The sequence below is a fragment of the Stenotrophomonas sp. genome (genome assembly GCF_035634915.1).
GTDB lineage: Bacteria > Pseudomonadota > Gammaproteobacteria > Xanthomonadales > Xanthomonadaceae > Stenotrophomonas.
Map to the genome: position 1 here is coordinate 239,118 of NZ_DASQCB010000018.1, position 24,626 is coordinate 263,743.

At 67.9% G+C, this 24,626-nt stretch carries 17 protein-coding genes; 6 read left to right on the top strand and 11 right to left on the bottom strand.

The features are described from left to right. Nucleotides 1-41: 41 nt before the first annotated feature. From VER16_RS14100 to VER16_RS14110, 3 genes are read right to left on the bottom strand one after another with little or no spacing between them, the layout of a single operon-like run. A complete protein-coding gene (locus tag VER16_RS14100; RefSeq protein WP_324809168.1) occupies nt 42-1,757 on the bottom strand; it encodes an alpha-amylase family glycosyl hydrolase in 1,716 nt (571 codons plus the stop codon). Next, nucleotides 1,757-3,244 (bottom strand): MFS transporter, encoded by a 1,488-nt coding sequence (locus tag VER16_RS14105; RefSeq protein ID WP_324809169.1) that lies wholly within the window; start codon nt 3,242-3,244, stop codon nt 1,757-1,759. Before VER16_RS14105 ends, VER16_RS14100 begins: the two co-directional genes overlap by 1 nt. Further along, entirely contained in the window at nt 3,241-5,433 is a 2,193-nt protein-coding gene (locus tag VER16_RS14110; RefSeq protein ID WP_324809171.1) for a Six-hairpin glycosidase-like protein, read from the bottom strand. The genes VER16_RS14105 and VER16_RS14110 overlap by 4 nt, the downstream gene beginning before the upstream one ends. Nucleotides 5,434-5,668: 235 nt before the next feature. Between VER16_RS14110 and VER16_RS14115 the strand changes: the two genes are divergently transcribed. Next, nucleotides 5,669-7,720 carry a glycoside hydrolase family 97 protein gene (locus VER16_RS14115; RefSeq protein ID WP_324809173.1) on the top strand — a complete coding sequence of 684 codons (2,052 nt, stop codon included), beginning with the start codon at nt 5,669-5,671 and terminating at the stop codon, nt 7,718-7,720. Between the two features lie 259 nt (nt 7,721-7,979). Continuing rightward, complete coding sequence (locus VER16_RS14120) at nt 7,980-10,739, top strand: TonB-dependent receptor (protein WP_324809175.1); 2,760 nt, start codon at nt 7,980-7,982, stop codon at nt 10,737-10,739. Between the two features lie 210 nt (nt 10,740-10,949). On the opposite strand, the gene VER16_RS14125 is transcribed toward VER16_RS14120, so the two are convergent. From VER16_RS14125 to VER16_RS14135, 3 genes are all read right to left on the bottom strand, one after another. Next, a complete protein-coding gene (locus tag VER16_RS14125) occupies nt 10,950-11,084 on the bottom strand; it encodes a hypothetical protein (RefSeq protein WP_256643904.1) in 135 nt (44 codons plus the stop codon). Nucleotides 11,085-11,102: 18 nt separating this feature from the next. Then, nucleotides 11,103-11,906, bottom strand: a complete 804-nt coding sequence (locus VER16_RS14130; RefSeq protein ID WP_324809179.1) for a hypothetical protein — start codon at nt 11,904-11,906, stop codon at nt 11,103-11,105. A 152-nt stretch (nt 11,907-12,058) separates the two neighbouring features. Beyond that, nucleotides 12,059-13,672 carry an alpha-glucosidase family protein gene (locus VER16_RS14135; protein WP_324809180.1) on the bottom strand — a complete coding sequence of 538 codons (1,614 nt, stop codon included), beginning with the start codon at nt 13,670-13,672 and terminating at the stop codon, nt 12,059-12,061. A 215-nt stretch (nt 13,673-13,887) separates the two neighbouring features. Between VER16_RS14135 and VER16_RS14140 the strand changes: the two genes are divergently transcribed. Further along, a complete protein-coding gene (locus VER16_RS14140) occupies nt 13,888-14,886 on the top strand; it encodes a polyprenyl synthetase family protein (protein WP_324809182.1) in 999 nt (332 codons plus the stop codon). 137 nt (nt 14,887-15,023) lie between these two features. Here the strand turns inward: VER16_RS14140 and VER16_RS14145 are convergent, their stop codons facing one another. Next, nucleotides 15,024-15,809, bottom strand: coding sequence for a dienelactone hydrolase family protein (locus VER16_RS14145; protein WP_324809184.1), 786 nt, complete (start codon nt 15,807-15,809; stop codon nt 15,024-15,026). A gap of 131 nt (nt 15,810-15,940) precedes the next feature. On the opposite strand from VER16_RS14145, the gene VER16_RS14150 reads away from it, so the two are divergent. Beyond that, on the top strand, nt 15,941-16,525 hold the full coding sequence (locus VER16_RS14150; RefSeq protein ID WP_324809186.1) for an SMI1/KNR4 family protein: 585 nt from the start codon (nt 15,941-15,943) through the stop codon (nt 16,523-16,525). 34 nt (nt 16,526-16,559) lie between these two features. Here VER16_RS14150 and VER16_RS14155 read toward each other — a convergent pair whose 3' ends face one another. The 4 genes from VER16_RS14155 to VER16_RS14170 all read right to left on the bottom strand — a co-directional run bounded on the left by VER16_RS14155 (nt 16,560) and on the right by VER16_RS14170 (nt 22,651). Then, the gene (locus tag VER16_RS14155) at nt 16,560-17,093 is read right to left on the bottom strand and encodes a hypothetical protein (protein ID WP_324809188.1); all 534 of its coding nucleotides are present in this window, start codon (nt 17,091-17,093) and stop codon (nt 16,560-16,562) included. A 131-nt stretch (nt 17,094-17,224) separates the two neighbouring features. Next, nucleotides 17,225-18,634: a UDP-N-acetylmuramoyl-L-alanine--D-glutamate ligase gene (gene murD, locus VER16_RS14160; protein WP_324809191.1), complete on the bottom strand. Its 1,410-nt coding sequence runs from the start codon at nt 18,632-18,634 to the stop codon at nt 17,225-17,227. Beyond that, nucleotides 18,615-19,967 (bottom strand): UDP-N-acetyl-alpha-D-muramoyl-L-alanyl-L-glutamate epimerase, encoded by a 1,353-nt coding sequence (murL, locus tag VER16_RS14165; protein ID WP_324809193.1) that lies wholly within the window; start codon nt 19,965-19,967, stop codon nt 18,615-18,617. The genes murD and murL overlap by 20 nt, the downstream gene beginning before the upstream one ends. An 89-nt stretch (nt 19,968-20,056) precedes the next feature. Further along, nucleotides 20,057-22,651 (bottom strand): bifunctional aspartate kinase/diaminopimelate decarboxylase, encoded by a 2,595-nt coding sequence (locus VER16_RS14170; protein ID WP_324809196.1) that lies wholly within the window; start codon nt 22,649-22,651, stop codon nt 20,057-20,059. 75 nt (nt 22,652-22,726) lie between these two features. On the opposite strand from VER16_RS14170, the gene VER16_RS14175 reads away from it, so the two are divergent. Further along, nucleotides 22,727-23,602 (top strand): PhzF family phenazine biosynthesis protein, encoded by an 876-nt coding sequence (locus VER16_RS14175; RefSeq protein WP_324809198.1) that lies wholly within the window; start codon nt 22,727-22,729, stop codon nt 23,600-23,602. A gap of 112 nt (nt 23,603-23,714) precedes the next feature. Beyond that, a complete protein-coding gene (locus tag VER16_RS14180) occupies nt 23,715-24,593 on the top strand; it encodes a PhzF family phenazine biosynthesis protein (RefSeq protein ID WP_324809200.1) in 879 nt (292 codons plus the stop codon). Nucleotides 24,594-24,626 lie beyond the last annotated feature (33 nt).

A 24,626-nucleotide genomic window follows, 5' to 3' on the forward strand; every position in this document is an offset into this window, starting at 1 on the left:
GAATATGCCATCCATCCGGGGCTGCCGGCCAGCGGCCGGCACTACCGCTTCAGGCGCTGGTCGCGCGCCTGCTGGTCAGCCATGGCCTTGTCCAGTTCGGCCTGCAGCGCGGGTTGCCGCACCGGGGCGTCCAGCACATACACCTTCACCCCGTGCGCTGGCACCTGCACCTTCAACGAGCGCTGTACCTTCAGCTCGCCGCCGTCCATCGCGTCGCGCCAGGTACCGGGCTGCAGGAAGCGATCCACTTCAATGCTGCGCGCGCCATCGCCCTTGTTCAGCAGCACCAGTGCGGTCTGCGCCACATCGCCGTGCTGCAGCACGCGGAAGAACACCGCCTCATCGCCCTGCAGGCGCTCGTTCACCTGCAGGCCGCGCTGCAGGGCCGGGGTGGCCTCACGCAGCCTGGCGATGCGCTGCAGTGGCGCGAAGATCGGGCTCTGCGGCGCGTCATCCACGCGCTGCTGGCCGAAGTAGGCGCGGTTGCCGGCATGTTCGGCACGACCACGCATGAAGCCGGTTTCCGAGCCGTAGTAGACCACCGGGATGCCGCGCGCGGTGAACAGCCAGTTGTGCGCGTCGATGAAGCCGGTGTCGCTGGCCTGCAGGCGCGGCATGTCGTGGTTGTCGTAGAAGCTCATCAGCTCGTACGGGTTGGCGTACGGGCCGCCGGTCAGGTGCAGCGGTTCGGCCAGCGTCTCAAAGCCCTTGCCGGTGGTGCCGAAGGTCTGTTCCAGCGCGCCACGCAGCGGGAAATCCAGCACGCTGACGTTGGCATTGGCCGGCCAGGTGTGTTCGGCGATGCTGGCGGCGTTGTAGTCGAACGCCTCGCCGAACATGAACATGCCCGGATGCGCGGCACGGATGCGGTTGACGAACTCGTGCCACCACGGGTGCGGCAGCCAGCCGATGGTGTCGATACGCAGCGCGTCCACGCCCTGCGCGGTCCACTGCAGGTAGGCGCCAACCAGGTAATCCATCACTGCCGGGTTGTCCTGGTTGAAGTCGGACAGCTCGGCCAGGTTGCCGTCGAAGATCGAACCGTCCTTGCTGTCGACCGGGCCGATGTTGTTGTAGAACGCGTGCAGCGGGTTGTGCTTCGGGTCCAGCTTCTGCGGCGGCAGGTTCTGGTGGTCGGCGATCAGCTTGCCGTCCTTGTCGAAGATCTGGCCGAACTGCGGCTGCCGCTTCGGCATGGTCCATGCCGGCGAACCGTGGTTGCCGACGATGTCCAGCACCACCTTCAGGCCGGCAGCGTGCAGGCCCTTGTTGAGGCCGGCGAAATCCAGATCCTTGCTCGGCAGGTGTTCGTCGAGCTTGTAGAAGTTGATGCCCCAGTAACCGTGGTAGCCAGTCTTGCCGCGGTCGGTCAGCGTGCTGGTGCAGCTGATCGGCTTGCTGCCGGTGAAGGCCTCGTCCGGGTTGTCGACGATGGGCGTGATCCACACCGCACCGAAGCCGAGGTTGCGGATGTACTGCGCGTTGTCGAGCACGCCGCGGAAATCGCCGCCCAGGTAGCCGATATTGCCGTCGACCTTGTCCGGGCACGGCACCGGGATGTCGAACGTGCGATGCCTGCCGCCCTGGTCGCGGTGGTCATTGGAGGTATCACCGTTGACGAAGCGATCGGTGACCACGAAGTACACCGCATCGCTGGCGAACGGCTCGGTGGTGCCGACGTAGTCCGGGCGCGGCGCGGCCACGGCCTGGCCGGCGAACAGGGCAAGGGAAACAGCAACAGCCAACACACAACGCATCACACCACCTCCGGACGGGACGGAACCCGCAGCACGCACAGGCCGGCGACGAGCAGGCTGCAGCCGCCCAGCACCAGCACGTGGATCGGCTGGTCACCCAGCCACGCACGCAGGGCAAAGCCCAGCGCACTGGCCGCGACCAGCTGCGGGATCACGATGAAGAAATTGAAGATGCCCATGTACACGCCCATCTTCGCCGCCGGCACGCTGTCCGACAGCAGGGCATATGGCAGGGACAGGATCGACGCCCAGGCGAAGCCGACGCCGACCATCGACAGCAGCAGCCAGCGCGGATCGTCGATGAACATCATCGAGATCAGCCCTGCCCCACCCAGCCACAGGTTGACCAGGTGGCTCCAGCGCAGGCCGAGCGCGCGCACCATCGGCGGGATCAGCAGTGCGGCCAGCGCGGCAAATCCGTTGTAGGCACCGAACAGCACGCCCACCCAGTTGGCACCTTCGTTGTAGGCTGCCGACTGCGGATCGGTGGAACCGAAGTGGGTACCGGCCACCGCCGCGGTGGTGAAGATCCACATCGCGAACAGCGCGAACCACGAGAAGAACTGCACCCAGGCCAGGCGCCGCATGGTCACCGGCATCGCGCGCAGATCGCCGACGATGGCGGCCAGCATGTGCGTGCCGGGCAGCACACGGGCCAATGCCAGCAGCAGACCGTAGCCCGCGCACAGGCCGGCCAGCACGTACAGCATCCTGTCGCCCTGGCGCCAGGCGATCAGCGACGCCAGCAGCACGCCCAGGCCCAGCCACAGCGCCACCTGGCCCCAGGGCGCGGGCCCGGTGATGGTGGCGCCGGCATGGTGCGCCGGCGGTTCGGCATCGTCGAACGAGGCCAGCTCGGTGGGCGAATACTCGCGCGTGCTGAACACCGTCCAGCTGATCGCGGCCAGCAGCACCACCGCACCGAAATAGAACGCATAGCGCACCGAATCGGGCACTTCACCCGGCGCCGCCGTGTTGCTGACACCGAAGTGGGTGAGGATGAAGGGCAGGAAGCTGGCGACGATGGCGCCGACGCCGATGAAGAAGCTCTGCATCGCATAGCCGGTGGGCCGCTGGCGGGGCGCCAGCTGGTCACCGACGAAGGCGCGGAACGGTTCCATCGACACGTTGATGGAGGCATCGAGCACCCACAGCGTGCCGGCGGCGATCCACAGCGTGGGCGAGTTGGGCATCACCAGCAGGGCCAGTGTGGTCAGCACCGCGCCGATCATGAAGAACGGGCGGCGTCGGCCCCAGCGCGTCCACGTGCGGTCGGACAGGTAGCCCACCACCGGCTGCACCAGCAGGCCGGTCAATGGCGCGGCGATCCACAGCCCTGGCACCGCGTCCTGCGATGCACCCAGCGTTTCGAAGATGCGGCTGGCGTTGGCGTTCTGCAGGGCAAACCCGAACTGGATGCCGAGGAAGCCGAAACACATGTTCCAGATCTGCCAGAACGACAGCTGCGGCTTGGCGGGACGGCTCATCGTGCGCCCTCGACCGCCGCGACCGGTGCCACCTTCAGCGCCTGCACCTGGGCCTGGTTGAGCACGCCCTCGCGCCCGCCCTTGCCGCCGGTGTAGTGCGCGAAGTGCTGCAGTGCGCTCATGTTGAAGCCTTCCTCAAGCGTGACCGTGCAACGGCCCTTGGGCACGGCGAAGCTCACCGCCGTGGATTCCTGCGCGGCCACACTGTGCGGCAGGGTGACGGTCTGTCGCTGCGCCGGCTTGCCCGCGCACTGCAGGTTCAACTGCTTCACCGCGGCGGTCACGCCAGTGTTGATCGGCCCGTTCGGGTTGTTGTACTGCAGGCGCAGGCGCACGTGACCGGCCTTGGCGTTGTTGAAGCGCCACTGGCGATCACCACGCAGCACCTGCTGCGGGCCCACGCACAGCATCGGGCTGTGCAGCGATTCCAGCGCGCCCTCGCGACGGGTCAGGCTCAGGCAATGCTGCAGGCCATCGTCGCCCACGCGTGCCACGCCCTTGGCTGGCTGCACGACCTTGCCGTCCTGCCACAGCACCTGGTCGGCGGCCACGGCCACGGTCCAGCCCTTGCCACTGCGCCTGGCCTGCGGCGCAGCCGGCGTCGCCGGTGCGCGCGCATTGGCATCGGCGCTGGCCACGGCCGCACGTGGCGCGGCAGCGGCCGGCACCAGCTGCACGGTGGTGGTGGTACCGCGCGTCTTCACCTTGCCGGCCACCAGCAGGCCGTCGCCCAGCTGCTTCGGCCGCTCCAGCACGTAGCGCTTGCCGTTGGCGTCCAGGCTGATGCGGCGCTGCTTTCCGAACAGGTCCGGCACCAGACTGGCCGGCAGCTTGGGCTGCACGCTGCCATCGTCCTGCAGGCCGAACACGCCTTCGCTGACCATGGCCAGGTAACCGGCCACCGACCACAGCTGGCGTTCGGAATTGACCACCGGGCCGCTGAGCGCACCTTCGTCCACGTGCACGGCCTGGGTGACCAGTTCGTAGTTCTCCATGTTGGAACCGGCCAACGCCGCGCCCTGCATCAGCGAACGGATCTCGGCGGCGATTCGCGGGGCATCATCGAGCTTGCGCGCGGCGCGCAGCGAATAGGCGCTGACGAACGGCCAGATGGCGCGGTTGTGGTAGATCGGCTGCTGCGCTTCCTGCGGCCACACCACCGGGCTACCGGCCGGCCCCATCGGGTAGGCGGCCAGCGCACGCTGCGCGCGTTCGGTGGGCAGCACGTCGGCGAGGATGCCCAGCGACAGGCCCAGCAGGTCGACCTTGGCGTAAGGCACCGGGTGCGCCGCTTCGCCGATGTAGCTCATGTACTGGCCCATGTCCTGCCGCCAGAAGCGTGCATCGATCTGCAGCGCCAGCGCATCTGCCCAGGCCTTGTACTGCTCGCTGCGCTCGACACCCAGCTGCGCGGCCATCTGCTGACCCAGGCGCAGGGCCTGGTAGTGCAGCACGTTGGTGGAAAGCGCGTAGGAATCGCCGATGAAGCGCACGTTCTCACGCGTCCAGTCCGGGTAGGTCTGCTCGCGCCAGTCCAGGAACGAGGTTTCGCCGCGGTACAGGCCCATCTGCGCGTCGAACACCATCGCCCGGTCCTGCGCCAGCGTGCCCTGCAGCGCCTGCCAGACCTGGTCGGCGAAGGCCGGATCATCCAGCAGGTGGCGCGCGGCCAGGAACCACACCACGCGGTCGCTGCTGATCGGCCAGCTGCCACCGGAGCCGGTGTCCTGGGCCACGAACAGGCCGGGGGTATGGCCATCGCGCGCGGCCGACAGCTTGAACTGCAGCGACTGCCGGGTGCGCTGCGGGTCCAGCTTCGCCAGGGCCAGGTCGGCGGCGAAGCTGAGATCGCGGGTCCACACATAGGGCCAGCGCGCGCCGGTCTGGAAGCACTCGCACGGCACCGGGCGGCCTTCGTCGAAGGACGGATCGCGGATCGCATCGACGCGGTCCTGGTCCATGTCCTGCTGGGCCAGTGCGAACAGCGCGTCGAACATCACGCTGGCGGTCTGGCTGCGCATGGGCGCGGCGGCGATCTGCACGTCCCCCTTGGGCGCATGCAGCACGAAGCTGCCCTTGGCAGCGGCTTCGGCGCGCGCATGGCGGCCGTTGAATTCCAGGTCGGCCGCGTGCGCGGTCGTTCCCAGCGCTGCCCCGAGGGCAGCCGTCAGGCAAATGATCTTCAGCATCGAAGCGGCAGACCGGCTTGCGCCCGTCGACCTCCCTCCCTCTCTGCACCGTTGTGGGTCCGCGCCACCATGACGGTGCGCGGGCGCGGCGCCTCCCTCAAGGTGCCTTGGCCCCATGGTAGACGCGGCGCTGCGGCCTGCGGCCAGTTGCATACGTATTCATCGCCGTTGCGTGAAGACCGGCCACCGCGCTGGCTTATGGTCCTGGTCTGCCAATGGCGCCTTGGGAGGGGACATGCCGGCTTCATCTGCTGCACTACGCGCGGTGTTCGCGCATCTGTCCGGGCTGGCCCTGCTGGGCCTGGCCACCGTGGCCCAGGCCGCGCCACAGGTCGCCAGCGTTGAATCACCGGGCAAGGTGCTCACGGTCAGCCTGGTGCTGGACGGTGGCACCGCGCGCTACCGCGTCGAACGCTTCGGCGAACCCGTGGTGGCCGATTCCAAGCTCGGCTTCGAGCTGCGCGACGGCCGCCTCGACCGCGATTTCGCCCTGCTCGGCCAACAGCGGCGCAGCGTCGATGACAGCTGGGAACAGCCCTGGGGCGAGCGCCGGGTCACCCGCAACCACTTCAACGAACTGACCGTGCAGCTGGCCGAGACCACCGGCAGCAAGCGCCGCCTGGACGTGGTGTTCCGCGTGTACGACGACGGCCTCGGCTTCCGCTATGTGTTCCCCGAGCAGCCCAACCTGCGCGAGGCGATCATCGATGACGAGCTGACCGAGTTCGCCATCGCGCCCGACTCGACCGCCTGGTGGATTCCGGCCGGCGAACCGATCCACTACGAATACCTGTACCAGCGCACGCCGCTGCGCGAGGTGCCGCTGGTGCACACGCCGATGACCCTGCGCAGCGTGGATGGCCTGCACGTGGCCATCCACGAGGCCGCGCTGGTGGACTACGCCGGCATGTGGCTGCGCCGCACCGAGGGCCAGCGCCTGCGCGCGCAGCTTTCGCCCTCGGCCGAAGGCTGGAAAGTGCGGCGCACCCTGCCCTTCGCCACGCCGTGGCGCACCCTGCAGATCGCCGACCGCGCCGGCGGCCTGGTCGAGTCGGACCTGATCCTCAACCTCAACGAGCCCAACGCGCTGGGCGATGTGAGCTGGGTGAAGCCAGCCAAGTACCTGGGCGTGTGGTGGTCGATGCACCTGGACAACGAAAGCTGGGCGACCGGCCCGAAGCACGCCGCCACCACCGCGAAGACGAAGAAGGTGATCGACTTCGCCGCCGCCCATGGCTTCCGCGGCGTGCTGGTGGAAGGCTGGAATCCCGGCTGGGACGGCATGTGGGTCGGCAACGGTTACGACTTCGATTTCACCCGCGCCACGCCGGACTTCGATATCGAGGCGCTGTCCGCGTACGGCCTGAAGAAGGGCGTGCACCTGATCGGCCACCACGAAACCGGCTGCGCCATCGAGCACTACGAAGACCAGCTCGGTGCCGCGCTGGACCTGTATGCGCGGCTGGGGGTGGACCAGTTCAAGACCGGCTACGTCTGCGATGACGGCCAGATCGACCGCCGCAGTCCCGCCGGCGGTCCGCTGTGGCGCGAGTGGCACGACGGCCAGTTCATGGCCCGCCACCATCTGAAGGTGGTGCAGGAGGCCGCACAGCGGCACCTGTCGGTGAACCCGCACGAGCCGATCAAGGACACCGGCCTGCGCCGCACCTACCCGAACTGGATCTCGCGCGAAGGCGCGCGCGGCATGGAGTACAACGCCTGGGGCCAGCCGCCCAACCCGCCCGAACATGAGGTCAACCTGGTGTTCACCCGCATGCTGGCCGGGCCGTTTGATTACACGCCCGGCATCCTCAGCCTGAAGGGTCGCCACGGCCAGGCCATTCCCAGCACGCTGGCCCGCCAGCTGGCGCTGTACGTGGTGCTGTACAGCCCGATCCAGATGGCCGCCGACCTGCCCGAGCACTACCTGCAGCACCGCGAGGCGTTCCGTTTCATCGAGGACGTGGCGGTGGACTGGGAACAGAGCCGCGTGCTCGATGGCGAAGTTGGCGACTACGTGACCATCGTGCGCCGCGACCGCAACAGCCGCGACTGGTTCCTGGGCAGCATCACCGATGAACACGGCCGCGTGCTGCCGGTGTCGCTGGGCTTCCTCGAACCGGGCGTGCGTTACCGCGCCGAGATCTATCGCGATGGCGAAGGCGCGGATTTCCGCAGCAATCCGTTCGCGTTCAAGCGCGAGACGCGCGAGGTGACCAGCGCCGATGCCCTGACCCTGGTACTGGCACCGGGCGGCGGCCAGGCGATCCGGTTCACCCCGCTCTGAGAGCAGCCGAGCGTGGGCTCGGCTCTACACCGTAGTGCCCGGGCCCGCGCTCGGGCGGCGGCGCGCAGCGCCGGGGTTGGAATACGGACACTGGAATCGATTACAACGCTGTGAAAGCCATTGAATACGTATGCAGGGTGATTCCCGCGGGGAAGCCGCTGCCTACCATAGCGGCGACGACAGCGGCCACCGCGTCGCACGTCCACGGCACCGCCGGGACGACCACAAGATGCTCTACAACATTGCCTGGGAGGGGAAAATGTTGAACCACAAGCGCACCGCGCTGAGTCTGGCGCTGGCCGTTGTACTGGTGCCGTCGCTGGCATCGGCACTGTCCACGCAGTCCACCGACACCGCCACCACCGGCGAGTCCGCCACCAACCTGGACACCGTGCAGGTCACCGGCATCCGCCGCGGCATCGAGAACGCCATCGCAATCAAGCAGGACGCCACCTCGGTGGTCGAAGCGATCTCGGCCGAAGACATCGGCAAGCTGCCCGACGTGAGCATCGCCGAATCGCTGGGCCGCCTGCCCGGCCTGGCCGCCCAGCGCGTGGCCGGCCGTGCACAGGTCATCAGCGTGCGCGGCCTGTCGCCCGACTTCGCCACCACCCTGCTCAACGGGCGTGAAGTGGTCAGCACCGGCGACAACCGCAGCGTCGAGTTCGACCAGTACCCCTCGGAACTGGTCAACGGCGTGACCGTCTACAAGACCCCGGACGCCGCCCTGGTCGGCCAGGGCCTGTCGGGCACCATCGACATGCAGACCGTGCGCCCGCTCAGCTTCCCCGACCGCGTGATCGCCGTCAGCGGCCGCCTGCAGAAGAGCTCGCTCGGCGAAGCCGCCAACGTCGATGAATTCGGCAACCGCTTCAGCGCCAGCTACATCGACCAGTTCTTCGACAAGACCCTGGGCATCTCGATCGGCTACGCGCACAGCGACAACCCGATCCAGGAAAACCAGGTCGGCCTGTACGAGCCGTGGACCACCGAGCAGACCACCAACGGCAATCGTCCGGGCGTGGCCGCGGGTACCTACTTCTCCGATGGCATCAAGGCGCTGCGCCGTACCGGCAACAACAAGCGCGACGGCGTGATGGCCACCATCCAGTTCCGGCCGAACAACGCCTGGACCAGCACCTTCGATGCGTTCCACACCGAAGCCGAGCAGATCGACACCGCCAACCAGTTCGAGCTCAACCTGAGCAACTACAACGGTGGCTATACCCCGGGCCTGCTGATCAGCAACCCGCAGGTCAATGCCGATGGCACCTTCACCGGTGGCACCGCCAGCGGCGTGTACCCGCTGGTGCGCGGCATGTACAACAAGCGCAAGGACAAGATCGACGCGTTCGGCTGGAACAACGAGTTCACCTTCGGAAGCGTCAAGCTGGTCGCCGATGTGAACTACTCCAAGGCCACGCGCGATGAGCTGAACCTGGAAAACAACCTGCAGCTCACACCGATGCCGCAGCTGGACACCATCGGCCTGCAGATCCGCCCGAATGGCTTCTCGCAGATCACCCCGGGCCTGGATTACTCCAACCCCGATGCGCTGTTCCTGACCAACACCATCTACGGCTCCGGCTACGGCAAGGTGCCGCAGGTGGAAGACCGCCTGAAGGGTGCCAAGCTGGCCGCGACCATCGGCCTGCCCGAGGCCATCGCCTCGTGGGCGCCGGACATCGATGTGGGCGTGAACTACGCCGACCGCCGCAAGGTGAAGACCCAGTCCGAAGGCAACATCCTGCTGGGCGCACAGGGCGATGCCAACATCGCCTCGGACCTGCAGTACTCGCCGGTCAACCTGGGCTTTGCCGGCATCGGTTACATCCCGGCGTGGAACGTGCCGGCGGCCGTCGGCCGCTACATGACCTTCGATCCGGTCGACAACCTCGATTACCTGATCCCGAAGTCGTGGGTCGTGCAGGAAAAGATCACCACCGCCTGGGCGCGCCTGAACCTCAATACCGACATCGGTGACGTAGGCGTGCGCGGCAACATCGGCGTGCAGATGCAGCACACCGACCAGAGCTCGGATTCGCGCTACTGGGACAGCTCGCAGCCGGCCGGCAGCAACATCCAGCCGTATTCCAACGGCAAGACCTACAACGACTGGCTGCCGAGCTTGAACCTGGCCTTCATGTTCCCGCACCAGCAGACGCTGCGCTTCGCCGCGGCCAAGCAGGTCGCACGCCCGCGCGTGGACCAGATGCGTGCCGGCCTGGAATTCGGCGTGGATACCGCCACCGGCAAGCCCGGCGGCAGCGGCGGCAATCCGCTGCTGGATCCGTGGCGTGCCACTGCGCTCGACCTGTCCTACGAGAAGTACTTCGGTGAAAAGGCCTACGTGGCCGCCGCGATCTTCTACAAGGACCTGAAGAGCTACGTCTACACCCAGTCGGTGGACGACTACGACTTCACCGACCTGCTGGGCAGCTACGTGCCGCCGCCGGGCATGACCGTGCCGGTGCTGACCACCGGTACGTTCTCCACCCCGGAAAACGGCAAGGGCGGCACGCTGAAGGGCCTGGAACTGACCGCATCGTTCCCGCTGGACATGCTGACCGAGAGCCTGCGTGGCTTCGGCGTGCAGGCCAGCGCCACCTTCAACAAGAGCGACATCAAGATCCTCGACCCGGAAAGCGCCTCCAGCGTGGGTTCGGATCCGATCAGCCTGCCCGGCCTGTCCGACCGCGTGTACAACTTCACCGCCTACTTCGAGCGCAACGGTTTCGAAGCACGCGTGAGCCAGCGCCGTCGTTCGGACTTCATCGGTGAGATCGGCAACTTCAACGGCAACCGCACGCTGCGCTACGTGGTGGGCGAGAACGTGACCGATGCGCAGATCAGCTACACCTTCAGCGACAGCAGCGCCATGCGTGGCCTGACCCTGCTGCTGCAGGGAAGCAACCTGACCAACGAGCCGTACCGCACCTATGCCGGCACCAAGGACCGCCCGCTGGAGTACATCGAGTGGGGCCGCACCTACGTGCTGGGCGTGAACTACAAGTTCTGAGCATGATCGGCAGTGCCGGCCACTGGCCGGCACCCCACCGGTAGCGCCGGGCCATGCCCGGCGACGCAACAAGGGGAGCAGGACCGGAAACCCGCTGCGCAGGCAGCGGGTTTTCTTTTGCGCATCGACACCGCTCCAGCCACCGCATCCACGCATGGCGTGGATCTACTGAATGCATCCACGCATGGCGTGGATGCGCCCGCCAGAAGATTACGGGATGAGAAAGGCGCAGCTGATCGCAATGACCAGCATCAGCGCCAGCAAGACACGACCACTGAACCTGCCAAGCGCGTGGCCCACATTGTTGAGGACAACGGAAACAATCTGGCCCAGCAGTTCCCACACGATGCCGTCGCTCCGTGCTCAGAACCCGCCCGAGGCAAACTCGATGAACGAGCGCTGGCGACTGGCGGTAGCAATGACACAGGATCGGTAGACCCTATGCGCCGACGCACCCGTGACATAGGCGACGATCTGGACCGATGTCTGCGCAACATACGCCCAACCTGGCACCCAGCCCGCAGGCTTTGGCACGAGGCTGAAGGCGGCAGAGCAGTCCATGATCTGCTTGGTGGCCTCACCGAGAACGCGCCCCACTTCGGTATTCATGTTCCAACCCGAGGCCAGCTCGGCAGACCAGATCGCGGCGGCCACCGATCGCATGGCTGCCTGCTCTTCCAAACTCGGCACTGCCAGCACGGATGCTCTGGGAGTCTCTTCCACAGAACGGTGAGGGGAAGGCGATTGATCCAGAGGCAGGTCAAATCGCTTTGCCCAGACCAGCAGTGCGCGGTGCTGAAGTCCACCCGATGTGGAGAAGTACCGCACCACTCGATCTTCAGCGTTGTAGTAGGCCGCATGCAGCGTCCCATCGGGGTAGACCACCACGGCAGCTGCGTGATGTGAGGGAAATCCCAATCGCCACCCATCAAGCAGCAGGCCCCCATCCTTCAACGGCACCGGCACCGCCGACTCATCGAAGTTGCGCCGGAACGCCAGGTACTCCGGCCCGAGCAGCTGCTTCAGGCCAGGTACCACGTCAGCCCCCTCAAAGGCATCCTCCAGCGCGGGCCCCACGATCACGATGGGTGTGGCGGAGAGGGGGCATGCAGCGGAAAGCGCCACTGCCAGCAACAACACTCGGGTCAGGGAAGCAAAGGAACGCATCGGAGGTCCACCATGTAGGGGCCACCAGTGTCCACGCCCATCCCGGCCGGTTCCATTCCAATAGTTGGAAAGTGACGGCCAACAGCCACCCACAAAAAAGGGACGGGGCGCTTCGGCCCCGTCCCCGCAAGTACCGCCACCGGAGAAATCGGTCAGCTGCGTCGTGCGCAATACACCGCGCGCGGCGGCAGCCGCAGTTCGTTGCCCTCGACCGTGCCCGCATCCGGGCCCGGTACGGCCACCTGCTGCCAGGTACCGGCCGGCAGCGGGTGGCTGACCGCCTCGGCCGACAGGTTGAAGGCCAGCAGGAGGGTTTCATCTGCAAGCATACGCTCGAACAGCAGCACTGGCTCGGCACTGTCCAGGAAACGGATGTCCCCGTGCTGCAGGGTCGGCTGGGTCCGCCGCCAGGCCAGGAAGGCCCGGAAGGCCGCCAGGACCGAACTTGGGTCGGTGTCCTGCACGGCCACGGCCGCCGCCCGGTGCTCGGCCGGGATCGGCAGCCAGGGCTTGCCGGTGGTGAAGCCGGCCAGCGGGGCGTCGGTCCACGGCAGCGGGGTACGGCAGCCGTCGCGGCCCTTGAAGTTCGGCCAGAAGGTGATGCCGTAGGGGTCCTGCAGGTCCTCGAAGGCCACCTCGGCCTCGGCCAGGCCCAGCTCCTCGCCCTGGTACAGGCAGACCGAACCGCGGAGCGAGCACAGCATCGCCACCAGCATGCGGGCCAGGCGCGGGTCGGACGGGCGGCCGCCCCAGCGGCTCACGGCCCGTTCCACGTCATGGTTGGACACGGCCCAGCACGGCCAGCCCTCGGTCATCACCGCTTCCAGGCGCGAGACCGTATCGCGGATATAGGCCGCGCTGTAGTCGTCCACCAGCAGCTCGAAGCTGTAGCCCATGTGCAGGCGGCCATCCTGGGTGTACTCGGCGGTGGTGGCCAGCGAGTCCTCCGAGGAGATCTCGCCCAGGCTCACCGCCCCCGGGTACTCGTCCAGCAGCGCGCGCAGCTGCTCCAGGAACGGCAGGTTTTCCGGCTGGGTGTTGTTGTAGTAGTGGTACTGGTAGGCGTACGGGTTGTCCGGGCTGAAGCCACGGCCCACGCGCTTGTCCGCCGGCTTGGGCGGGTTATTGCGCAGCTGCGCGTCGTGGAAGCAGAAGTTGATGGCGTCCAGGCGGAAGCCGTCCACGCCGCGGTCCAGCCAGAACCGCACGTTGTCCAGGGTGGCCTGCTGCACGTCCGGGTTGTGGAAGTTCAGGTCCGGCTGGTCGACCAGGAAGTTGTGCAGGTAGTACTGCTCGCGGCGCGGCTCCCACTGCCAGGCACCGCCACCGAACAGCGACAGCCAGTTGTTGGGCGGGGTGCCGTCTTCGCGCGGGTCGGCCCACACGTACCAGTCGGCCTTGGGGTTGCTGCGGTCCTGGCGGCTCTCGCGGAACCAGGCATGCTCCAGCGAGGTATGGCTGAGCACCTGGTCGATCATCACCTTCAGGCCCAGGCCGTGCGCCTTGGCCAGCAGGCGGTCGAAATCCTCCAGGCTGCCGAACAGCGGGTCGACGTCGCGGTAGTCGGCAATGTCATAGCCGAAATCGGCCATCGGCGATTTGAAGAACGGCGAGATCCAGATCGCATCGGCGCCCAGCGCCGCGATGTGGTCCAGGCGCTGGATGATGCCCGGCAGGTCGCCGACCCCGTCGCCGCTGGCGTCGAGGTAGCTGCGCGGGTAGATCTGGTAGATGACGGCTCCGCGCCACCATGGATTGTGCGACATCGACAGCCCCCCTCCGGGCATGCGGGACCCACCGGCAGCGGGCCGAAAACCAACTCCGGCAAGCTTAGCGGTGGCTTCCGGGGCATGGCGCTGCCTGCATACGTATTCACGCCGCGGGGCCGGCCAACGGCCCGCGAAATGGCCCGTCCTGCCAAGTTCCGCCCGATTTCACGGCCAGACCCTATAATTGGCGGCGAGCCTGAAAGCCTGATCGCATGACCATCACCGAAGACACCCGCCCCGCCCTGGGCCTGCCCCAGATCCAGTCGCTTGCCGCAGCCGACATGGCCGCCGTCGATGCCCTGATCCGCCGCCGGCTGTCTTCGGACGTCGTACTGATCAACCAGATCGCCGACCACATCATTTCCGCTGGCGGCAAGCGCCTGCGCCCGATGCTGGTGATGCTGGCCGGCCACGCGGTCGGCCAGGCCGGCCCGGAGCACCACCAGCTGGCGGCGATCATCGAGTTCATCCATACCTCGACCCTGCTGCACGACGACGTGGTGGACGAATCCAGCCTGCGGCGCGGCCGCAGCACCGCCAATGCCCTGTGGGGCAACGCGCCGAGCGTGCTGGTGGGTGACTTCCTGTATTCGCGCAGCTTCCAGCTGATGGTGGAACTGGACCGCATGCCGGTCATGCAGATCCTGGCCGACACCACCAACCGCATCGCCGAAGGCGAAGTACTGCAGCTGCTGCACGTGCATAACCCGGACACCGACGAAGCGGCCTACCTGCGCGTGATCGAACGCAAGACCGCGGTGCTGTTCGCTGCCGGCACCCGCCTGGGCGCGCTGGCCAGCGGCGTGGACGAAGCCACCCAGCAGGCCCTGTACGACTACGGCATGCACCTGGGCTACGCCTTCCAGATTGCCGACGACGTGCTGGACTACTCGGCCAATGCCGAGGAACTGGGCAAGAACCTGGGCGACGATCTGGCCGAAGGCAAGGCCACCCTGCCGCTGATCCACGCGATGGCCCATTCGGACGACGCCACCCGCGAGCGCCTGCGCAGCATCGTGCAGGACGGCGACGCCTCGGCCATGCCGGAAGTGCTGGCCGCCATCCACGCCACGGGTGGCCTGGACTACAGCCGCCGCCGTGCCGAGGAATACGCCGAAGCCGCCGAGCGCGCGCTCGACGGCCTTGGCGACAACGATGCGGTTGCCGCCCTGCGCGGGCTGGCCCGCTACGCGGTGCAGCGCTCGCATTGACCGGTGAAGGTGCGCCGACCAACGGTCGGCACCCACAACAGCCGGCAGGTGCCGACCTCGGTCGGCACAGAAGCACCGGTAGGTGCCGACCTTGGTCGGCACGCCTTCAACAGTCGAGCATGGCTCGACGCTACACGCTACATGAACCGCTCCTCGAAGAACTCATCCAGCGCCTTCCACGCGCGTTTGGCAGCCCGTTCGTTGTACTGGCAGCCCGGCGGGCTGTTGGCATCGCGCTCGGCGAAGCAGTGCACCGCGCCGCTGTAGTTGGTGAATTCCCAATCGACCTTGGCCGCGTCCATCTCCTTCTGGAAGCTGCCGATGTCCTCAGCGGTCACGCTCTTGTCGTCGGCGCCGTTGAGCACCAGCACCGAGGGATGGCTGCCACCGGCCTGCGCCGGCAGCGGCGAGCCCAGCCCGCCATGCAGGCTGACCACGCCGGCCAGCGGCGCACCGGCACGGGCCAGTTCCAGCACCGTGGTGCCGCCGAAGCAGAAGCCCACTGCCCCGATCCGGCTGGCATCCAGCGGCGCCTTGCCGGCCTGGGCCTTGAGTACATTCACCGCTTCCAGCGCACGCGCACGCAGCAGCGGCCGGTCGTTGCGCAGCTTGGTCGCCACCGGGCCCGCCTCGGCATCGGTCTTCGGCCGTACGCCCTTGCCGTACACATCGGCCACCAGCACCACGTAGTCATCGCCGGCCAGCTGCTTGGCCTTCTCGATGGCCGACGCGTTCACGCCCTTCCAGTTGGGCACCATCACCAGGCCCGGGCGCCTGTCGTTGTCGCCGTCGTCATAGACCAGCACGCCACTGAAGGTCGTGCCCTGGTGCTTCCACTCCACCGTCTGGGTCTTCATCGCCGCCCAGGCCGGCATCGCCGCCAGCCCCAGCACCATCGCCACACCACACCGCCAACGGTTCATGCGCCTGCTCCAGTGAAAAAAGGGGACGGAGGGGATTAAGTCGCAGAACACCCTCCCGGGTCGCATTCTGCATTGGCGACGTGACGCAGGTGTGGTTGGATACGACTTAATCCCCTCCGTCCCTTTTTTTCATGAATCTTGTTGATCGCTTTCTGTCTGGCCTTGTCCCGCGCCTGCCGGCCGAGGACGCGGCGCAATGGGCGCACGTCCAGGGCGCCAGCACCGAGGATCTGCAGCGCCTGCGCGCGCAATGGCCGCAGGTGCCGGACAGCCTGCTGGCATTGCTGTCTTGGGTCGATGGCACGCACTTCCGCAAGTATCCCGGTGGCGAGGTCTGCGTGCTGATGCTGGGTTCGGATGTCGAGGGCGGCGGGTACCCCTACTACCTGCGCTCGGTCGCGCAGATCTTCGACGACCAGCGGCAGTGGGACGACAGCATCCGGTCCATCTACGAGGAATGGCTGGACGACGAGCCGGAGATTCTCGGCGACGGCATCGACGGCGATCTGCCGATGAGCCGCCGCCTGTGCTTCTCGCACTGCATGAACAACGGTGGCACTTCGATGCTGTACCTGGATTTCGACCCGGCACCGGGCGGCAGCGTCGGCCAGGTGGTGCGCTACCTGCATGATCCGGACAGTTATGCGGTCATCGCGCCGAGCTTCGATGCCTACCTGCAGGACCTGATCGACCGCGATTACAGGTTCATCGAGTAGATCCACGCCATGCGTGGATGGGGGTCACGCGCTCTCACCCGCGCTCGATCCAATGCAACGTGCCCGGCGCGAGCGCCAGCAGATCCGCTGCGGCCAGCTGGCCCCGCGACCAATGACATTCCGGCGGTGGCGGCTGCCGGGCGCCCACCGCGCCGTCGTAGTCGCGTACCAGCAACCCAATCCGCGCCGCGCCAGTCTGCAGCAGGGCATCAATGCGCAGCAACCACTGCCCGGCATCGGCCAGGCCTTCGCTCTGGCGCGCCTGTCGTTCCTGCTCGAAATGCGCCAGCTGCCCGGCCAGCGCGCGGGCGATCTTGGCCTCGCTCCAGCCCTTCTTCCGCCAGCGTTCGGCATCACCCTTCCATTCCGGCTCGGCCCGCGCCGACGCCAGCGCGGTACCGCAATCGCAGTGCGCGGCGCTCAGCCACGGCTGCCAGCCGGGCCCGACCGCGGCCTGCAGGCTGGGCGATGCCTGTGCGAACAGGCGACGGCCGCTGCAGGTGAAGATCGCAGCAGCCGTATCGTGGGCCAGCGTGGTGGGCAGGAACACGGTGATGAAGGTGCACATGCGGGCGTCCGGGTCCGTCCGGGGAGGCCTGCATGGTACATCCACCCCCGGTAGATCCACGCCATGCGTGGATGGGTTCTGCAGAGGTTGCCGGCCAACGGCCGGCACTACCGCACGCCCTTTCTCGTGGATCAGCCGATGCCCAGGCCCGGAATCGCGCTGATGCTGTCCGGGTCGAACCCGGCCAGTTCGGCGAAGTGGCGACCGCGCGCCACGTAATCCCGATAGGCACCAAAACTCGGCGCGCCCGGCGACAGCAGCACCACCCCGCCCTGCGCACCCAGCGCCGCACGTGCCAGCGCCATCGCCTCGGGCAGGTCGCCGGCAGCATGCAGGCCGAAGCGGCCGGCATCGGCCAGCGGCTGCAGCATCGCGTGGATGCGCGGGCCGTTGCTGCCCAGGGTCACGATCTCCACCGGCGGCACATCGTGCGCCATGTGCTGCATGAAGTCGCTCCAGTCCAGGCCACGGTCGTGCCCGCCCACCAGCAGCGCAATGCGCTGGCCGGCGAAACATTCCAGCGCGGCCAGGCTGGCGTGCGGCGTGGTGCTGATCGAATCGTTGACGTAGGTCAGGCCAGCGGCCGCGCCGATGCGCTGCAGGCGGTTGGGCAGCGGGCGGAAATCCTGCACTGCCGGTGCCAGCGCCACGGCATCCAGGCCCAGCGCTTCCAGCGCGGCCAGCACCGCGCACAGGTTGCCGCGGTTGTGGCGGCCCGGCAGCGGCGTGTTGCGGGTATCGAATACGGGCTGCTCGCCACGGTGCACGATGTCGCCGCGCATGTGCCAGCCCTGCGGCTGGTTGAACCAGACCACGTCGCTGTCAGGCAACGAGAGCGAAGCCAGATGCGGATCGGCGGCGTTGAGCACGGCGATGCGTGGCGCGGCCTCGGTCACCAGCCGCAGCTTGTCCTCGATGTAGCGCTGCTCGCTGCCGTGCCAGTCCAGGTGTTCCGGGAACAGGTTCAGCACCACCGCCACCTGCGGGCGGGCGCCACTGCGCGCCACTTCGCCGGTCTGGTAGCTGGACAGTTCCACCGCCCAGTAGTCGGGCGCGGGCTGCGGGTCCAGCACCTCCAGCAGCGGCAGGCCGATGTTGCCGACCAGACCGGTGCGGTGGCCGGCCGCACGCAGCAGGTGCGCCACCAGCGCGGTGGTGGTGCTCTTGCCCTTGGTGCCGGTCACGCACACGGTGTCGTGCACGATGCCATCTTCAGCCGCGTGCTCGGCAAACCACAGCGCGGTGCCGCCGATGAAGGCGGTGCCCTGCCCTGCCGCCGCCAGCGCGATCGGCTGGTAGGGGCTGATGCCGGGCGACTTGATGACCACGTCGAACGCGGCCAGCGCCTCCGCCGAGGGCTCGCCACGCACGTCCAGCTGCCCCTGCGTTTCTGCGCGCGCCGCCTCGGCCTCGGCGGCCGGGCAGAACAGGCTCAGGGCCAGCGCAGGCAGGCGCGCGCGCAGCACGGCAAACGCCGCACGGCCCTCACGACCCCAGCCCCACAGCGCAACGCGCTTTCCTTCAAGCTGTGAAATCTTCACGCACACGTTCCCACAGCGCGGCCGGAATGCGGTGCTCGCCCTGCAGCTGCAGCAGCGGTGCCAGTTCCAGTTCAGCGGCATCCAGCTGCGGCTGGATCTCGTTGCAGAAGCGCTTCACCAGCACGTCTTCCTTCCATTCCGGGCGCTGCGCCAGGGTGGCCATCGCCGCACGCGATTCGCGGCCTTCGCCCACGCATTCAAACGGCTTGTGGTCCTGGAACTCCAGCAGCGCATCGAAGCCACCGGCCTGGCCGGCGTCGTCCAGCAGGTTGCGACCGAAGATGCGCACCAGGCGGGTCTTGGGCATGAACGGGGCCAGCGCCAGGAACACGAAGTGGCACTTCGGGCAGACGCCGCACCAGCGGTTCACCGGGCGCTCGCCGAGGATGTGGAAGTTGCGGTTGCAGCTGGAGAAATGCGCGTCGTAGAAATCGCTCTTGGCGAACTGGCGGGCCACCGCCAGCTCCGACATCGGGCGCAGCAGCGAGTAGTACTGCAGATCGGCGGCCACCTGCTTCTGCACGTGGTTGCCGAAGGCCTGCTCGAACGCCCAGCCCTTGGACCACTGGTGGTTCACTTCGCCAGTGCCTGGAATCTGGCTGCCGTAGCTGGCCGAACGCTCGTTGGAGAACACCACCTGGTCCACGCCCTGCAGCAGCGCGGCCAGCACCATGATCGCCGAGTTCACCGCGGTCACCGGGATATGCCCGTTCCACGCGCCCTGGCGGTTCAGCTCGAACAGCTCCGGCGCCAGCGCGCGGCCCAGGTTCAGGGTCGGCAGGCCGGTGCGCTCGGCACAGGCGCGGATCAGCTGCGAACCGCCGATCCAGGTCACCGTCTCGTCCACGCCGGCACGGCGCAGCGCTTCGATGCTGACCAGCGAATCCTTGCCACCGCCGATGGCCACCAGCGCGTGCGGCTGCAGGCCCAGTGCCGGCGCCTGCACCGCCTCGCCCTGCACTGGCAGGCGGAAACGCCCGCGCAGGTTCAGGCCGTTGCGGTAGGCGAATTCTCCCAAACCGTTGAGGTAGACCGTTTCCACCAGCGCCGCGGTATCGGCATCGATCGCATAGCTGTCGATGCTGACCGTTTCCGGTACGCCTGCCTTGTAGTAGCTGACGCCGGCGATCAGGTGCAGCAGCTGCAGCGCACGCTGCACGGCGGCCGCGCGCGCCTCGTCCAGAACGAACGGCGCGCCGGGCACGGTGATGGTTTCCACCATCTCCGGGCCATCGTCGAAGGCGTAGACCAGCCTGGCTACGCCGGTATCCGCGGCGAACTCGCAGCGGACGAAGCGGAAGCGGGAAACCTGGTGTTTATCGAAAGCAGTCATGGTGAATCCAGTTCAAGCGCGGTCAGGCACGTCCCGCGCGAAGGCGCAGGACGTGTCGGTGGGCGGGTGCAGGGCGCGAAGGGCAGCGATCATTCGATCACGTCTTCGCGCGGCATCGCCCGCTGGTTGTAGGTGTTGGACATCACGTAGCCGTAGGCACCGGCGTCGGCGATCAGCATCACGTCGTCCGGCGCGGTCGACACCGGCAGCTTGCGGCGCTTGCCGAACACATCGCTGGACTCGCAGATCGGGCCGACCACATCGAATGCTGCCTCGGCGTAACCGCCCTGGCGGCTGAGGTTCTCGATGTCGTGCCAGGCGTCGTACAGGGCCGGGCGCATCAGCGTGTTCATGCCGGCATCCAGGCCAACGCGGCGCACGCCGTCCTTTTCCACCACCTGGGTGGCATGGGTCAGCAACACGCCCGATTCGGCCACCAGGTAGCGGCCCGGCTCGATCGCCAGGCGGAACGCCGGGTGCAGCGCCTTCACTTCGGCCAGGCCTGCGGCCCAGGCGTCCAGGTCGAACGGCTCGTCTTCCTCGCTGTACGGAATCGGCAGGCCACCACCGATGTCGATGGTCTCCACGCTACCGATGCGGCGGGCGAAACCGGCCAGCTCATCGCACATCAGGCGCCAGTGCTGCGCGGTTTCCACGCCGCTGCCCAGGTGCGCGTGCAGGCCGACCACGCGGGTGCCCAGATCGGTGGCGGTGCGCACGAACTCGTCCACGCGCGCCATCGGCAGGCCGAACTTGGAATCCTTGCCGCCGGTGCGGACCTTGGCATGGTGGCCCTCGCCACGGCCCAGGTCCACGCGCAGCCAGATTTCGCGGTTGCGGAACAGGTCTGGCCAGCGCTGCAGCGCTTCCAGGTTGTCCACGGTGACGGTGACGCCGAGCGCAAACGCGGCTTCGTACTCGCTGCGTGGGCAGAAGCTTGGGGTGAACAGCACGCGCTTGGGCGACAGTTCCGGCAGGTGCTGGAACACGTGCTTCAGCTCGCCGTGCGAAACGCATTCCAGGCCGAAGCCTTCGGCTTCCAGCAGCTGCAGGATGGCCGGGTGGCTGTTGGCCTTGATCGCGTAGTAGCGCTGGTCGATCGGCTTGATCGCGGCCAGCGCACGGGCGCGGGCACGTACGGTCGGCAGATGGTAGACGTAGCGCGGCGTACCGGCGTCAGCCAGCTGCAGCAGGTGCGCACGCTGGCCACGCCACCACGGCGTGCCACGCGGGCGCACGGTGCCAGCGATCTCGCGCCAGCGCGGGCCGAACACTTCGGTCTCTTCCACCGGCATCGCGCCGCTGTCGATCAGCTCGGCGTGCAGGATCGGCAGCAGGCCATCGGCATCGGCCTCGTCGATGACGAAGGTCAGGTTCAGGTCGTTGGACGACTGCGAGATCATGTGCACGCGCTCGCGGCCGAAGGTGGCCCACACGTCCGACAGCTTGTGCAGCAGCGAACGCATGCCACGGCCGACCAGGGTGATGGCCGCGCACGGCACGATCACCTTGACCTTGCAGATCTGCGACAGATCGGCCGACAGCGCGGCCAGCACATCGGTGTTGACCAGGTTCTCGGACGGGTCCAGCGACACGGTGACGTTGGTTTCGGCCGAACCGATCAGGTCCACCGACAGGCCGTGCTTCTTGAACAGCCCGAACACATCGGCCAGGAAGCCGACCTGCTGCCACATACCGATGCCTTCCATCGACACCAGCACGATGCCGTTGCGGCGGCTGATCGCCTTCACGCCCGGCACCGGTGCGGCACTGCCATCGATGCTGGTGCCCGGCAGTTCCGGGCGCTCGGTATCGAGGATGGCCATCGGCACGCCGGCATCGCGGCACGGCTTGATCGAGCGCGGGTGCAGCACCTTGGCGCCGGTGGTGGCGATTTCCTGCGCTTCGTAATAGTCCAGGCGGGTCAGCAGGCGCGCGTCCGGCACGTCCTTGGGGTTGGCGCTGAACATGCCCGGCACGTCGGTCCAGATTTCCACGCGGCTGGCGCCGAGCAGCGCGCCGAAGTACGCCGCCGAGGTATCCGAGCCGCCGCGGCCGAGGATGGCGGTGCCGCCGTCGGCATGGCGGGAAATGAAGCCCTGGGTGATCAGCAGGCGGGTCGGCTGCGCGCGGAAGCGCTGCATCCACTCCGCATCGGCGCGCCACTGGCAGTTCACCGACAGGCGCTGCGACCAGTCGCTCTGGTTGGGCTGCGGCGGCATCGCATCCAGCCACTGGCGGGCGTCCATCCAGCCCATGTCCAGGCCCGAGGCGTGCAGGTAGGCCGCGCCCAGGGTCGAGGACAGCAGTTCGCCCTGGCCCAGCACTTCGGCCTGCCATTCCAGCGGGCGGGTGGCCGCACGCGGGTCATCCAGCAGGCCCTGCAGGGCGGCCAGGCGTTCGCCCAGCACCTCGCGGCCCAGGCCCAGTTCGGCCAGGAAGCCCTCATGGCGTTCGACCAGGGCGGCCACGCGGTCGCGGCTGTCCGGCGCGCCATCGGCGATCGCGGTCAGTTCGTTGGTGACCCCGGACAGCGCCGAGACCACCACCAGCACGCGCGAACCGGTCTCTTCCGCGCGTTTTTTCGCCAGCTTCCCGATCGTGTCCCAACGGTGGCGACGCGACACCGAGGTGCCGCCGAACTTCAGTACGATCCAACGATCGACAAGGGGGGAAGCTGACATGGATAGGCTATGTGTAATGTGGGGGAGCCGCCCGAGGGGGCGGAACCTTCGATTCTAAGCCCAATGGACCCGCCGATGGCCGCCTTCCGCTACCTGCAGCTTGATGTCTTCGCCCACCAGCCCGGCAGCGGCAACCCGCTGGGCGTGGTACTGGGCGCCGACGGGCTGTCGGCCGGGCGCATGCAGGCCCTGGCCGCCTGGCTGAATCTGTCCGAGACGGTGTTCTTCCTGCAGCCCAGCGTCGCCGGTGCCGATTACCACATCCGCATCTTCACCCCCGGCAGCGAGCTGCCTTTTGCCGGCCACCCCAGCGTGGGTGCGGCCTGGGCGGCGGTGACCTGCGGCCTGGCCACGCCGCGCGACGGCGCGCTGGTCCAGCAGTGCGCAGCAGGGCTGCTGCCGGTGCGGGTGAGCGGTGCCGCCGATGCCCCGCACATCGAACTGGCCAGCCCGCCGGCATGCCGCCTGCAGACTGCCCCCGGCGCGGTGCCGGAACCACTGCAGGCGCTGGCCGCGGGCGGCCAGCCACCCGAGCTGTGGGACAACGGCCCGCGCTGGTGGCTGCTGCCGCTGCGCGATGCCGCCGCCGTACGCGGCCTGGCCCCGGACATGGCCGCCCTGCGCGACTGGACCAATGCCACCGGCGCGACCGGCGTAGCGGTGTTCGCCGATGAAAGCGCCGCGGGACACAGCCGCGTGGTGCGCGCGTTCTGCCCCGGCGATGCGGTGAACGTTCCCGAAGACCCGGTCACTGGCAGCGCCAATGCGCTGATCGGCGCCTGGCTGCGCGAGCGTGGCGCCCTGCCCGGTGGCAGCGCTACCTATGTGGCCAGCCAGGGCCGCGAAGTCGGCCGCGACGGCCATGTCCACGTCCGCGTCGATGCAGAAGGCACGGTGTGGATCGGCGGCCAGGTGCAGCCAGTGATCGACGGCCAGATCCGCTGGATGTAGAGCCGAGCCCACGCTCGGCTGCTGCTTCTCATGCCCCGACACAGCCGAGCATGGGCTCGGCTCTACATCGGCGCGCTAAGCTGCGCGCTATCTGAATCTGGAGCTTTCCCCGATGTCCGCACGCCGTTTCCTGCAACTGGATGTGTTCTCGCCGCGCGCCGGCGCCGGTAATCCGCTGGCCGTGGTGCTCGACGCCGAAGGCCTGGACGACACCACCATGCAGGCCATCGCGCGCTGGACCCGGCTGCCGGAAACCACCTTCGTGTTCGCGCCGCAGACCACTGGCAGCAGCTACCGCCTGCGCATGTTCAGCCCACAGAAAGAGGTCCCGTTCGCCGGCCACCCCAGCGTCGGCACCGCCCACGCGGTACTTCAGGCCGGCCTGGCCGCGCCGGTCGATGGCGTGCTGGTGCAGGACGGCATCGCCGGTGCGCTGCCGCTGCAGGTGATCGGCGAAGGCGCCGGGCAGCGCATCGCCATCCGCACCCCGCGCGCGCAGCTGGCCGAAACCGTACAGGCCGATGATCCCCGTCTGCAGGCGGCACTGCACGGCTGGCCGTTGGGCGAACTGCCACCGGCACGCATGCAGGGCGGGCGCAGCTGGTGGGTGGTACAGGTGGCCGATGAAGGCGCACTGCGCGCACTGCAGCCGGACTGGGATGCTGTCGCCACGCTGGCCGAATCCACCGACAGCATGGGCGTGTTTGCCTATGCCTTCAGCGATGGCAGCGAGGGGTTCGACCTGGCCGTGCGCGCCTTCGTCGGCAACGGCCGGCGTTTCGAGGATGCCGCCTCGGGTGCGGCCAACGCCGTGCTGGCAGCCTGGCTGGACCTGCGTGGCGTGCTGCCGCGCGGCCGCGAACCGTATGAAGTCAGCCAGGGCCGCGAGGTCGGCCACGATGCGCGGCTGACCCTGCGCGTGGATGAGGACGGCGAGGTGTGGTCCGGTGGCCAGGTGCAGACGGTGATCAGCGGCACCCTTGATTGGTAGGTGATGGGTTGTAGAGCCGAGCCCACGCTCGGC

Excerpts from the sequence above, each read along its gene's own strand:
- VER16_RS14100 (WP_324809168.1), bottom strand. The coding sequence starts at position 1,757 with ATGCGTTGTGTGTTGGCTGTTGCTGTTTCCCTTGCCCTGTTCGCCGGC.
- VER16_RS14105 (WP_324809169.1), bottom strand. The coding sequence starts at position 3,244 with ATGAGCCGTCCCGCCAAGCCGCAGCTGTCGTTCTGGCAGATCTGGAAC.
- VER16_RS14110 (WP_324809171.1), bottom strand. The coding sequence starts at position 5,433 with ATGCTGAAGATCATTTGCCTGACGGCTGCCCTCGGGGCAGCGCTGGGA.
- VER16_RS14115 (WP_324809173.1), top strand. The coding sequence starts at position 5,669 with ATGCCGGCTTCATCTGCTGCACTACGCGCGGTGTTCGCGCATCTGTCC.
- VER16_RS14120 (WP_324809175.1), top strand. The coding sequence starts at position 7,980 with ATGTTGAACCACAAGCGCACCGCGCTGAGTCTGGCGCTGGCCGTTGTA.
- VER16_RS14130 (WP_324809179.1), bottom strand. The coding sequence starts at position 11,906 with ATGCGTTCCTTTGCTTCCCTGACCCGAGTGTTGTTGCTGGCAGTGGCG.
- VER16_RS14135 (WP_324809180.1), bottom strand. The coding sequence starts at position 13,672 with ATGTCGCACAATCCATGGTGGCGCGGAGCCGTCATCTACCAGATCTAC.
- VER16_RS14140 (WP_324809182.1), top strand. The coding sequence starts at position 13,888 with ATGACCATCACCGAAGACACCCGCCCCGCCCTGGGCCTGCCCCAGATC.
- VER16_RS14145 (WP_324809184.1), bottom strand. The coding sequence starts at position 15,809 with ATGAACCGTTGGCGGTGTGGTGTGGCGATGGTGCTGGGGCTGGCGGCG.
- VER16_RS14150 (WP_324809186.1), top strand. The coding sequence starts at position 15,941 with ATGAATCTTGTTGATCGCTTTCTGTCTGGCCTTGTCCCGCGCCTGCCG.
- VER16_RS14155 (WP_324809188.1), bottom strand. The coding sequence starts at position 17,093 with ATGTGCACCTTCATCACCGTGTTCCTGCCCACCACGCTGGCCCACGAT.
- murL (WP_324809193.1), bottom strand. The coding sequence starts at position 19,967 with ATGACTGCTTTCGATAAACACCAGGTTTCCCGCTTCCGCTTCGTCCGC.
- VER16_RS14170 (WP_324809196.1), bottom strand. The coding sequence starts at position 22,651 with ATGTCAGCTTCCCCCCTTGTCGATCGTTGGATCGTACTGAAGTTCGGC.
- VER16_RS14175 (WP_324809198.1), top strand. The coding sequence starts at position 22,727 with ATGGCCGCCTTCCGCTACCTGCAGCTTGATGTCTTCGCCCACCAGCCC.
- VER16_RS14180 (WP_324809200.1), top strand. The coding sequence starts at position 23,715 with ATGTCCGCACGCCGTTTCCTGCAACTGGATGTGTTCTCGCCGCGCGCC.